The organism is Streptomyces sp. NPDC050211, assembly GCF_040656035.1.
GTDB lineage: Bacteria > Actinomycetota > Actinomycetes > Streptomycetales > Streptomycetaceae > Streptomyces.
Map to the genome: position 1 here is coordinate 1 of NZ_JBFALC010000125.1, position 12,408 is coordinate 12,408.

Consider the following 12,408-nt stretch of genomic DNA (forward strand, 5'->3'; position numbering starts at 1 on the left):
GTAGGGCCGCGGCGGCAGCCGGCCCAGCGGAAGCGGACGGCCGCGCGCCGTCCGCTCCCCGCATCGCGGTTACTGCCGGCCGCGCAGCTCCCGGTACTTGGCGACCAGTGCCTTGCTCGACGCGTCCAGGCCCGGCACGTCCGCGCCCTCGGTGAGGGCGGGCTCGACGCGCTTGGCGAGGACCTTGCCGAGTTCGACGCCCCACTGGTCGAAGGAGTCGATGTTCCATACGGCACCCTGCACGAACACCTTGTGCTCGTAGAGCGCGATCAGCTGGCCGAGCACCGACGGCGTCAGCTCGCGCGCGAGGATGGTGGTCGTCGGGTGGTTGCCCAGGAACGTCTTGTGCGTCACCAACTCCTCGGGCACACCCTCGGCACGCACCTCCTGAGGCGTCTTGCCGAAGGCCAGCGCCTGCGTCTGGGCGAAGAAGTTCGCCATCAACAGGTCGTGCTGCGCGCCCAGTTCGTCACTCAGCTCGGCGACCGGCTCGGCGAAGCCGATGAAGTCGGCCGGGATCATCTTCGTGCCCTGGTGGATCAGCTGGTAGTAGGCGTGCTGCCCATTGGTGCCGGGCGTGCCCCAGACGACCGGCCCGGTCTGCCACTCCACCGGAAGACCGTCCCGCCCGACGTACTTGCCGTTGGACTCCATGTCCAGCTGCTGCAAGTAGGCGGTGAACTTGGACAGATAGTGGCTGTAGGGCAGCACCGCATGCGACTGGGCGTCGTGGAAGTTGCCGTACCAGATGCCCAACAGGCCCAGCAGCAGCGGCACGTTGGTGTCGGCGGGCGCGCTCCTGAAGTGCTCGTCGACGAGCCGGAACCCGTCGAGCATCTCCCGGAACCGGTCCGGCCCGATGGCGATCATCAGGGACAGGCCGATCGCCGAGTCGTACGAGTACCGTCCGCCGACCCAGTCCCAGAACTCGAACATGTTGGCCGTGTCGATACCGAAGTCGGAGACCTTCTCGGCGTTGGTCGACAGCGCCACGAAGTGCTTGGCGACGGCTTCCTGACCGGCCTTCAGCTCACCCAGCAGCCAGTTGCGGGCCGAGGTCGCGTTGGTGATCGTCTCGATCGTGGTGAACGTCTTGGAGGCGATGATGAACAGCGTCTCCGCGGCGTCCAGGTCACGGATGGCCTCGTGCAGGTCGGCCCCGTCCACGTTCGACACGAAGCGGACCGTCAGGTCGCGGTCGGTGAAGCTGCGCAGCACCTCGTACGCCATCGCCGGGCCGAGGTCGGAGCCGCCGATGCCGATGTTGACCACGTTCTTGATGCGCTTGCCGGTGTGGCCGGTCCAGGCGCCGGAACGGACCCGCTCGGCGAAGTCGGCCATCCTGTCGAGGACGGCGTGCACACCGGGGACCACGTTCTCCCCGTCGACCTCGATCACCGCGTCCCGCCGCGCGCGCAGCGCGGTGTGCAGCACGGCGCGGTTCTCGGTGGTGTTGATCTTCTCGCCGCGGAACATGGCGTCCCGGAGGCCGAACACATCCGTGGCGGCGGCCAGCTGACGCAGCAGCCGCAGCGTCTCGTCGGTGACGAGGTGCTTGGAGTAGTCGACATACAGGTCGCCGACCTGGAGCGTGTAGCCGGAGCCGCGGCCGGGGTCGGCGGCGAACAACTCGCGCAGCTGCACCTCGCCGAGTTCCTCGCGGTGCTTGGCCAGCGCGGTCCACTCGGGCCTCTGGTTGAGCCGGGTACGGCTTTCTGCGTTCATCTCGGACTTCAGCCTTCTTTCCTACCTGTCCTGCCTGCGTACCTTGCCCCGCTGCCGGTCCCAACCTAGTTGATCAGCGCGTGACGTGAGCTGTCGTGGTGTCGTCGTGCGGTGCAACAACAAGTACGTTCACCTTGAGCGCGGGTATCAGCGCGGTGACGGACAGGACGAAGAAGGCGGCCGCGAGCAGGGCCGGGGTGTTCAGTCCCCAGGTGGTGGCGACGGCTCCGCCGAGCAGGGCGCCCAGTGGTGCCCCGGCGACCCCGACCGTGCGGAAGGCGGAGCTGACCCGGCCCAGCAGTTCGGCGGGGCTGCGCTGTTGCATCAGGGTCGTGGTGTTGACGTTCCACACCATGCCCATGAACCCGAACACGGCCAGCGCCGCGGCCAGCCCGACGAGGCTGCGCACCGAGCCCATCACCACGAGCGCGCCGATCTGCACGATCCCGGCGAGCAGCACCCCGCGGACCCGCCCCACCCGGGCGATCAACGGCCCTCCGGCCACTCCGCCGACCAGGCTGCCGACCGTGTACGCCGTCATGGCCACCGCGTATCCCGTGGTGCCCGCGTCCAGCCAGCCCGTCACCAGGAGCACCAGCGTGGCGTTGAGGGCGCCCATGCCGATGTTGCACAGGGCGGTGGCGGCGCACAGGCCGCGCAGGGCCCGGTCCCGCCACAGGGTGCGCAGCCCTTCCGCGATCTCCCGGCGCAGGGTGCTGCCCGCCGGTCTGGGTTTCCGCTCGGGCGGGGCGGTCCGCAGGGTGGCGACCAGCGCTGCCGCCACCAGATAGGTGACCGCGTCGGCCGCGAAGGGCACCGCCGCTCCGGCCGCGATCAGCAGGGGCACGACCGGCGCGCCCAGCAGACCGCCGGCGAGACGCTGCCCGGTCATCAGGCGCGCGTTCGCGCTGCCGAGTGCCGCGCGGTCCACCAGGGCGGGCAGCAAGGCCGTCGACGCGTTGTCGAAGAGGGTCTGGAGGGTGGTCAGGGCGAAGGCCAGCGCGATCAGCAGGGCGATCGAGGCGTGTCCGAGAGCCACGGCCGCCGCGAAGGAGGCGACCAGCAGCCCTCGTACCGCATCGACCATCCACATCGCGCGCCGCTGGTCCACGCGGTCGGCGACGGCGCCGCCCAGCAACCCGAAGACGATCCAGGGCAGATAACCACACGCGGTCACCGCGGCGATCAGCAGCGGCCGGTCGGTCAGCGTCGCGGCGAGCAGCGGGAGGGCGGCCGTACGCAGCGCATCACCGAAGCTGGAGAGCACGGCGGCGCTCCACAGCCGCCCGAACCCCCCGCGCCACGCCGGCGCGCACCCGTCCCCCGTCACGACCGTCGCCACGTCTCCCCCTCACGATTCGCCCGATGCACAAACCGTAGAGGGCACCACTGACAATCGGTCCGGGAGCGGAGGCCCGGCGGCCAGCAAACAGCTCCGGCCAGGCACCTCTCGGTACCCGGCCGGTCCTCAACTTCTAGATTTCGCCCCGCAGTTTGGCGAGTGCCTCGGCGAGGATCGCCTCGCCGTCCGCGTCGCTGCGCCGCTCCCGTACATACGCGAGGTGCGTCTTGTACGGCTCGGTGCGCGGCGGGTCCGGCGGGTTGTCCCGGTCCTGTCCTGCGGGGAAGCCGCAGCGCGGGCAGTCCCAGGTGTCGGGGACCTGCGCGTCGCTGGCGAAGCTGGGCTGCGTCTCGTGCCCGTTGGAGCACCAGAAGGAGATGCGCAGCCGGGGCGCGGACTCGCCCCGCTCGGCCTCGCCCATCGGCCCCGCCCCGACCCGGCTTCCTCGGATCGCGTTGCCACTTGCCACGGTCGTAACTCCCTGCGTGATGGTGCCGCGAAGCGAGTCGGCGTTTCGCTTCGCTGCGAGCGCCTCAGTCTACGTAAGGCCCAACGCGCGTCCAGTGATTGGAGTTACAGCCCCCACACCTAGACGCAAGCCCCATGATAGGCCGCGCTCAGCTGCGCGTACCGAACATGGGGCCTTACGTACGGAATGTGCGTGCCGATCAGTTGTTCACCTTCATCAGAAGGCCGAGCACAACGATGCACGCGAACCAGAGCAGCCCGACCACCAAGGTGATGCGGTCGAGGTTGCGCTCGGCGACCGAGGAGCCTCCGACGGACGACTGCATTCCGCCACCGAACATGTCGGAGAGGCCGCCGCCCTTGCCCTTGTGCATCAGCACCAGCAGCATCAGCAGACCGCTGAACACGATCAGGGCGATCGAGAACCCCATAACCACGGCTGGACCAACTTCCTCGGATCTGGATGGACGACAGGGGCACAGCCACCGGGCTGTGCCCCCGCAAGGGTACGACGTTCCGCCGCTACCGCATACTCACTGGATAATCACTGGTCGCGGAAGCGCACGATCTTGACGAACTCGTCGGCGTCCAGCGAGGCGCCGCCGACCAGCGCGCCGTCGATGTCGGCCTGGGCCATGATCTCGGCCACGTTGCCCGCCTTGACGGAGCCGCCGTACTGGATGCGGACCTGGTCGGCCAGCTCCTGGGTGTACAGCTCGGCGAGCTTGGCGCGGATGGCGGCGCAGACTTCCTGGGCGTCCTCAGCGCCGCAGACCTTGCCGGTGCCGATGGCCCAGACGGGCTCGTAGGCGATGACGACGGACTCGGCCTGCTCGGCGGAGAGGTCCTTGAGGCCGCCCTCGACCTGGGCGAGCGTGTGCGTGACGTGGTTGCCCGCCTCGCGCACCTCCAGCTCCTCGCCGACGCACAGGATCGGCGTCAGGCCGTGCTTGTAGGCGGCCTTGACCTTGGCGTTCACGAGCTCGTCGGTCTCGGCGTGGTACTGCCGGCGCTCGCTGTGGCCGATCGCCACGTACGTGCACTTCAGCTTGGCCAGCATCGGGCCGGAGATCTCGCCGGTGTAGGCACCGGAGTCGTGCGCCGAGATGTCCTGGGCGCCGTACCTGATCTTGAGCTTGTCGCCGTCGACCAGCGTCTGCACGGAGCGCAGGTCGGTGAAGGGCGGCAGGACGGCGACCTCGACGGCCTCGTAGTCCTTGTCGGCCAGGGCGAAGGCGAGCTTCTGGACGTGCGCGATGGCCTCGAGGTGGTTGAGGTTCATCTTCCAGTTGCCCGCCATCAGCGGCGTACGAGTGGTCATACGGGGTCAGTCCTCCAGTGCGGCGAGGCCGGGGAGCGTCTTGCCCTCGAGGTATTCGAGGGAGGCGCCGCCGCCGGTCGAGATGTGGCCGAATGCGGTCTCGTCGAAGCCCAGGATGCGGACGGCCGCGGCGGAGTCGCCGCCGCCGACCACGGTGAAGCCCTTGGACTCGACGAGTGCCTGGGCGACCGCCTTGGTGCCCTCGGCGTAGTCGGGGTGCTCGAAGACGCCCATGGGGCCGTTCCAGAAGACGGTGGCGGCGTCGGCGAGTTTCGAGGCGTACAGGTTGCCGGACTCCGGGCCGATGTCCAGGCCCATCTGGTCGGCGGGCATCGCGTCCGCGGCGACGGTGGTGGGGTTCGCGGGTGCCTTGGTCTTCAGGTCCGGGAACTCGGTGGCGGTCAGCACGTCGACGGGGAGGACCAGTTCGACCCCGCTCTTCTCCGCACGCTCGATGTACTCCTTGACGACCGGGATCTGGTCCTCCTGGAGGAGGGAGATGCCGACCTCGTAGCCCTTGGCCTTGAGGAAGGTGTACGCCATGCCGCCGCCGATGAGCAGCCGGTCGGCCTTGGCGAGCAGCTGGTCGATGACGGCGAGCTTGTCGGAGACCTTGGCGCCGCCCAGCGCGACGACGTAGGGCCGCTGGACGTCCTCGGTGAGCTTCTTCAGGACACCTACCTCGGTGGCGATGAGGTAGCCGGCGTAGTGCGGCAGGCGGGCCGGGAGGTCGTACACGGAGGCGTGCTTGCGGTGGACCGCGCCGAAGCCGTCGCCGACGTAGACGTCCGCGAGGGCGGCCAGCCGGTCGGCGAACTCGCCGCGCTCGGCGTCGTCCTTGGAGGTCTCCCCGGCGTTGAAGCGCAGGTTCTCGATGACGGCGACGTCGCCGTCATGGAGGCCCGCGACCGCGGACCTGGCGGATTCGCCGACCGTGTCGGTCGCGAACGCCACGCCCCTGCGCAGGAGTTCACCCAGGCGAGAGGCGGCGGTGGCGAGGGAGAAGGCGGGGTCCGGGGCGCCCTTGGGGCGGCCCAGGTGCGAGGCCACGACGACCTTGGCGCCCGCGTCCGCGAGGGCCTTCACGGTGGGCAGCACGGCGCGGATGCGGCCGTCGTCGGTGATGGTGCCGCTGTCGAGCGGGACGTTCAGGTCGGCGCGGACGAAGACCCGCCGGCCGGCCACGCCTTCGGCGAGGAGTTCGTCGATCGTCTTCATGAAGAGGGCTCCTGGGAGGGCTGGTGGTCCAAGAGTGCTGATCTGTACGTGAGTCAGGGCTCGGACGGCGCGTCCCTGCGCTGCCCGAGCCCTGCGTTCACATCGTGGTGCCTGATCTTGGGATCAGAGCTGGTTGCCGACGAAGACCGTGAGGTCGACGAGGCGGTTGGAGTAGCCCCACTCGTTGTCGTACCAGCCGAGGATCTTCACCGACGTGCCTTCCTGGACCATGGTCAGGGAGGAGTCGAAGGTGCAGGACGACGGGTCGCTGACGATGTCCGAGGAGACGATCTCGTCCTCGGTGTAGGTCAGATAGCCCTGCAGCTCGCCCTCGGAGGCCTTCTTGAAGGCGGCGTTGACCTCGTCCTTGGTGACCTCGCGGGACAGCTCCACGACGAGGTCGGTGGCCGAGCCGGTCGGGACCGGGACACGCATCGCGATGCCGTCCAGCTTGCCCTTCAGCTGCGGCAGGACCAGGGCGGTGGCCTTGGCGGCACCGGTGGTCGTCGGGATGATGTTCTCCGCGGCGGCGCGGGCGCGGCGCAGGTCCTTGTGCGGGAAGTCCAGGATGCGCTGGTCGTTCGTGTACGCGTGCACCGTCGTCATCAGACCCTTGACGATGCCGAAGTTCTCGTCGAGGACCTTGGCCATCGGCGCCACACAGTTGGTGGTGCAAGAGGCGTTGGAGATGACGTGGTGGTTCGCCGGGTCGTACTTGTCCTGGTTGACGCCCATCACGATGGTGATGTCCTCGTCCTTGGCCGGAGCCGAGATGAGGACCTTCTTCGCACCGCCCGCGATGTGCTTCGCGGCGTCGTCCTTCTTGGTGAAGATGCCGGTCGACTCGATGACGATGTCGACGCCCAGCTCGCCCCACGGGATGTCGGCGGGGTTGCGCTCGGAGAGCACCTTGATCGTGTGGCCGTCGACGGTGATCGTGTCGGCGGTGTGGGTGACCTCCTGCTTGAGGCGCCCCAGAATCGTGTCGTACTTCAGCAGGTGAGCGGTGGTCGCGGTGTCACCCAGGTCGTTGACAGCCACGATCTCGATGTCTGCACCCTGCTCCAGCAGCGCGCGGAAGTAGTTACGACCGATGCGGCCAAAGCCGTTGATGCCTACGCGGATCGTCACGAACCGATCTCCTCGTTGGTACGCCGGTTTCGAGACCGGCGAGCTGTATGGGATGTCCCCGACCGCCTACGACCCTACCTCCCTGTGGCCTCCGTGGTGACATCGAGATGTCCCATACACGGCAGGGCGGTCCGTACCCACCAGTAGGGGTACGGACCGCTCTGACCGAGAGACGTGATCACTCACAGATCACTCGATTTCGCTACGGAGAGTCGGTCACCGTTGACCGGCCGGTTCACCCCTCGAGCGCCTTCAGCGCCTTGCCGATCAGCGTCGTACGGCCGATCGGCGCGGTGACGTGCTCCAGACCGAAGCCCAGCAGCACGGTGTCGTCCGTGGTGACGGCGCCGTACGTCTTGAACAGCTCGCCCGCGCGCCCCCAGTCCTTGACCACCGCGGGGCTGCCCGCGGGCGGTCCGGGGGTGCTCCAGGCGCCCAGCGACGTCTCGAAGCCCTCGGTCTCCGCGGCGTTGCCGCCGATCACGACGGACGCGTTGTCGGCGAGGACGCCGCGGCCACCGGTGCCGGGGTCGGTGACGTAGCCGAGGGAGACCTCGACCTTCTTCCCGGCGTACGCGGAGAGGTCGAAGGAGACCTCCTGCCAGCCGGACGACGACCCGGTGAAGCTGTTCCAGGAACCGGTCGTGCCGGTGGGCGTGCAGGCCCCTCCGGCCAGCGTCAGATACCGCTTGAGGGCGGGATGCGCCTGGATGAAGTACCCGGCGTCGCACTCGGCGGGCGCCGCCGTGCTGGTCGCGCCGCCTGCCTCCGGGAGCGTGGTCCAGTCGTCGGCACCGGCCGTGCGCGCCTCCAGGAGGGCGTGGTCGTAGCTCTTCTCCGTGTCCCAGAGCAGCCTGGTCCGCAGAGTTGGCTTTTCGGACGCACTCACCGAGGTGAGGTCGATGGTGCGGGTGAGGCGGTTCCAGGCGTAGTCGCTGTGCGTGACGGCGGCCATGGAGGCGCCTTCGTACGGGCCGTACGGATTGACGGTGCCGGGGTAGGCGCCCGCTCCCGCGCTCTCGAACTGCGGATGGGTGTCCACGGGCAGCGTGTCGGAGGTGACGCTGTACGACCCGGCCGCGTTCAGCGGGTTGCCGGGAGCGCCGCCCAGCGGTGTGGTGGCGCCCAGGAGCGCGCCGGAGCCCTGGAAGGACGTGGCGTCCGGCAGGGACGTACGGGTGTAGGCGCCCAGGTAGTACTGGCTGAAGTCGTTCGACAGGGTGCCGCCACCGAGGTCGACGGAGCCGCCGGCCTGCTCGCCCGCCTCGATCAGCTTGCCGCCCTCGTTGAGGAAGGCGCGCAGCTGGAGCTGGGTGGCGTTGCCGGGGACGCCGGCGCCCGTGTAGTGGACGACCGTGTCGAAGTGGCTGAGCACGCCGAGCGCGTCGGGCGCGCCCTGGGTGGCGACGTCCCAGACGACCGCCCTGCGGCCGTTGGCCTTCAGCGCGTCGACGTAGGTCTTGGCCCGCGTGGCCGCCGCGCCCTCTTCGGCGACCACGAGCGTGTCGGCCCTGGGCCGTTCGGCGATCGTGTAGGTGAAGTGCTTGCTGGAGACGGGCTTTCCACTCCTGGTCCTGCCGGTGAACCAGACCTCGACCTTGTCGCCGGGCTCGCCGTCCCGGACCTTGGCCCGGTACTCGTCGAAGTGGATGTTGTCCTCACCGCCGTAGGTCTCTCCGCCCTTCCAGGGCCGCAGAGCGCTGTCCCGGGTACGGCCGCCGTCGACGCGGTACTTGAGCTCCTTGTACCGCACCGACTTCCGTGCGACGACGGAGACTTCCTGGTCGGCGCCGCGGGAGTACGACGTCGTGAACGGGGCCGGGGTGAAGTCGGCGGCCTTCAGGCCGACCGAGGAGGACGGCTGGTCGGGGTGGGCGGCGGACTCGGCGACGGAGAGCGCGAACGGGATGTTCTTGGCGAACTCCTGCTGGATCAGGGTCTCGTCGTCCGGGAAGGTGAAGATCGACTGGCAGTCCTCTGGCTTCCACTGGTCGTCGGGGTCGACGCTGGACGCGGTTTCGCAGGTCGACATCTCGGGGGTGAACATCGCCATGCCGTTGACGTTCGCCGCGTGGCCGTCGGCCTCGCCGTTGGTGGTGTACAGCTCCGAGGAGACCTGCGGGTGGTAGCCGGGGATCGCGGAGTTCTCCGGTGTGCCGGCGAGGGCCTCGTACACCACGTCGTCCGGGGTGGGTGTGGCGACCTGCCAGCCGACTCCGTAGAGGAGGAGTTCGGCGGCGGAGTGGTAGTTGATGCCGTACTCGAATCCGATCCGTCGCTCAAAGGCGTCCAGGGCCCGGGTCTCGGGCTCGGAGTTCGGGGCCGCGCCGCGGTAGGTCTGGCTGGTGGGGTTGGGGGACGAACCCTCGTCGTCGTAGCCCCACTTGTAGGCGAAGTTGCGGTTGAGGTCGACGCCGTCGCCGGTGCTGATGACGCCGTCGCCGTTGACGTCCCGCAGGTTCTTGCGCCACAGGCGGTTGTCGGAGTTCTCGAAGGTGTGGTCGTAGCCGTCGGGGTTGGCCGTGAGGACGAACCACAGTTCCGTCGTGTCGACGATCTTCTTGATGCGCTTGTCGGTGGCGTAGTTGTCCACGTAGTGGTGCATCAGCCGCCGGGTCATCTCCGGGGTGATCCACTCGCGCGCGTGCTGGGCGGAGAGATAGAGGACGGAGGGCTTGGCGCCGTCCTTCGTCTTCTTGGCGTTCTTGGTGAGCTTCAGCGCCAGGATGTCCTGGCCGTTGACGGTCTTGCCGATGGAGACGACCTTGGTCAGGCCCGGGTTGGCCCGTGCGGTGGCGAGGATCTCCTGCCGCAGTCCGCCGTCCGAGCTGTACGGCCGGAACACCCCCTCGGCCGCGGCCTCGACGCGGGCCTCCGCCTTGCCGGACAGCGTGTGCTCGGTGAGGTCGACGCCCTGTTTCTCGAGCTTGTCGGCCTGTTGGTCGGTGAGATAGACCTCGACGGTGGCCGTGCCCTTGTCGGGCACGTGCTCGCCGAGTTCGTGGCCGTCCTGTCCGGTGGCCAGCAGCAGGGGTACCTGCTTCTTGGTGACGTCGGCGCGGAAGACCTTGATCTCGTCCCCTCCGGAGGACGAACTACCGCTCTGTGCCTGGGCAATGGGTGCGATGCTCGCTCCACCGATCAGGAGCGTGCCGACAGCGAGGATCGATCTCGCTCTATGTCTCATGAACCCCCCTAGCAAAGGTCGCCACAGCAGCGAACAGATGCCAGGCTCATGACAGTTCATGATCGAGTCAAGGGTGCCTCAAGGCTGTACAACACGCCGGTGCCGATGCCCAGTTGGGCGTCGGCACCGGCGTGTTGCGAGCGTCTTCGGGTCAGCCGGCGTCGGCCATCTCCTCCGTGAGGCTGGACTCCGTGCCCGGGATGCCGAGGTCCTGGGCCCGCTTGTCGGCCATCGCGAGCAGTCGGCGGATACGGCCCGCCACGGCGTCCTTGGTCAGCGGGGGGTCGGCGAGCGCGCCGAGCTCCTCGAGGGAGGCCTGCTTGTGCTCCATGCGCAGCCGGCCCGCCGCCGCGAGATGCTCGGGCACGTCGTCGCCGAGGATCTCCAGGGCGCGCTGGACGCGGGCGCCGGCGGCGACGGCCGCGCGCGCGGAGCGGCGCAGGTTGGCGTCGTCGAAGTTGGCGAGCCGGTTCGCCGTGGCCCGTACCTCGCGGCGCATCCGGCGCTCCTCCCAGGCCAGCACCGACTCATGGGCGCCGAGCCGGGTCAGCAGGGCGCCGATGGCGTCGCCGTCGCGGACGACGACCCGGTCGACGCCGCGTACCTCACGGGCCTTGGCGGCGATCGACAGACGGCGGGCGGCGCCGACGAGGGCGAGCGCGGCCTCGGGACCCGGGCAGGTCACTTCGAGGGAGGACGAGCGGCCGGGCTCGGTCAGCGAGCCATGGGCCAGGAAGGCGCCGCGCCAGGCCGCTTCGGCATCGCAGGTGGCCCCCGAGACCACCTGCGGGGGCAGGCCGCGGATCGGGCGACCACGGCCGTCGACCAGGCCGGTCTGCCGGGCCAGCTGGTCACCGCCGGCGACGACCCGCACGACGTAGCGCGAACCGCGGCGCAGCCCGCCGGGTGCCATCACGATCAGCTCGGAGCTGTGGCCGAAGATCTCCAGGATGTCCCGCTTGAGCCGGCGGGCCGCCATCGCGGTGTCCAGCTCCGCCTCGATCACGATGCGCCCGCTCACCAGATGGAGGCCGCCGGCGAACCGCAGAACGGCGGAGACCTCCGCCTTCCTGCAGCAGGTCCGGGTGACGGGGAGCCGGGAGATCTCATCCTTCACCGCTGCCGTCATCGCCATGGGCCGATCCTTCCATGCATCCGAAAAATACGGTCGTACGCGGCGGCCAGCAGCTCCGGGTCATGCCTGGGGCTGCCGTCCCTCCGGGCCACCGGCGCCAGCTCGACCGCCGCACCGAGCCGCTTGGCGGCCTCGGTGAGTACAGCGCGGTCGGGCACGGCGGCCTCGTCGGCCAGCACCACGTCCAGGGCGAGTTTAGGGGCGTGTCGTCCCAAAACCTCCAAATGACGCTGCGGGGAGAAGCCCTCGGTTTCTCCGGGCTGCGGCGCGAGGTTCAGGGAGAGTACCCGGCGTGCCTTCGTCTGCGTGAGGGCGTCCAGCAGCTCGGGCACGAGCAGATGCGGGATGACCGAGGAGAACCAGGAGCCGGGGCCGAGCACCACCCAGTCCGCGTCGAGGACCGCCTCGACGGCCTCGGGGACGGCGGGCGGGTCGTGCGGTACGAGGTGTACGGACTGCACCTCGCCGGGGGTGAGCGCGACGGTGGCCTGGCCACGGACGGTGTCGACGTCCTCAGGGCGGTCCGGGTCGTGGCCCTTGACCAGGGCCTGGAGCTCCAGCGGTACGGCGGACATGGGCAGCACGCGGCCGTGTGCGCCCAGCAGCTTGCCGACCAGGTCGAGGGCCTGGACATGGTCGCCGAGCTGCTCCCACAGGGCGACGATCAGCAGATTGCCGACCGCGTGGTCGTGCAGGTCGCCCTGGGACTGGAAGCGGTGCTGGATGACGCGGGACCAGGTCTGGCCCCAGTCGTCGTCGCCGCAGAGCGCGGCCAGCGCCTTGCGCAGGTCGCCGGGTGGCAGCACGCCCAGCTCATCGCGCAGGCGCCCGCTGGAACCGCCGTCGTCGGCCACCGTGACGACGGCGGTGAGGTCGCCGGT

At 69.4% G+C, this 12,408-nt stretch carries 10 protein-coding genes; all 10 read right to left on the reverse strand.

Features of this window, described 5'->3' with window-relative positions:
• Positions 1-69 precede the first annotated feature (69 nt).
• Positions 70-1,725 carry a glucose-6-phosphate isomerase gene (gene pgi / locus AB0I98_RS48390; protein WP_362952685.1) on the reverse strand — a complete coding sequence of 552 codons (1,656 nt, stop codon included), beginning with the start codon at positions 1,723-1,725 and terminating at the stop codon, positions 70-72.
• Positions 1,726-1,798: 73 nt separating this feature from the next.
• Entirely contained in the window at positions 1,799-3,067 is a 1,269-nt protein-coding gene (locus AB0I98_RS48395) for an MFS transporter (protein ID WP_362952687.1), read from the reverse strand.
• 133 nt (positions 3,068-3,200) lie between these two features.
• Entirely contained in the window at positions 3,201-3,536 is a 336-nt protein-coding gene (locus tag AB0I98_RS48400) for an RNA polymerase-binding protein RbpA (protein WP_003957010.1), read from the reverse strand.
• Positions 3,537-3,735: 199 nt separating this feature from the next.
• Positions 3,736-3,966, reverse strand: coding sequence for a preprotein translocase subunit SecG (secG, locus tag AB0I98_RS48405; protein ID WP_210576005.1), 231 nt, complete (start codon positions 3,964-3,966; stop codon positions 3,736-3,738).
• A gap of 113 nt (positions 3,967-4,079) precedes the next feature.
• Positions 4,080-4,856 (reverse strand): triose-phosphate isomerase, encoded by a 777-nt coding sequence (gene tpiA / locus AB0I98_RS48410; RefSeq protein ID WP_362952689.1) that lies wholly within the window; start codon positions 4,854-4,856, stop codon positions 4,080-4,082.
• A gap of 6 nt (positions 4,857-4,862) precedes the next feature.
• Entirely contained in the window at positions 4,863-6,074 is a 1,212-nt protein-coding gene (locus tag AB0I98_RS48415) for a phosphoglycerate kinase (RefSeq protein WP_362952691.1), read from the reverse strand.
• A 123-nt stretch (positions 6,075-6,197) separates the two neighbouring features.
• On the reverse strand, positions 6,198-7,205 hold the full coding sequence (gap, locus tag AB0I98_RS48420) for a type I glyceraldehyde-3-phosphate dehydrogenase (protein WP_328366724.1): 1,008 nt from the start codon (positions 7,203-7,205) through the stop codon (positions 6,198-6,200).
• Between the two features lie 235 nt (positions 7,206-7,440).
• Complete coding sequence (locus AB0I98_RS48425; RefSeq protein ID WP_362952693.1) at positions 7,441-10,392, reverse strand: M14 family zinc carboxypeptidase; 2,952 nt, start codon at positions 10,390-10,392, stop codon at positions 7,441-7,443.
• Positions 10,393-10,543: 151 nt separating this feature from the next.
• Positions 10,544-11,527, reverse strand: coding sequence for a DNA-binding protein WhiA (gene whiA / locus AB0I98_RS48430; protein WP_155056445.1), 984 nt, complete (start codon positions 11,525-11,527; stop codon positions 10,544-10,546).
• Positions 11,518-12,408 (reverse strand): uridine diphosphate-N-acetylglucosamine-binding protein YvcK (yvcK, locus tag AB0I98_RS48435; protein WP_362952695.1); only part of this gene is annotated, 891 nt, incomplete at its 5' end. The genes yvcK and whiA, both read right to left, overlap by 10 nt.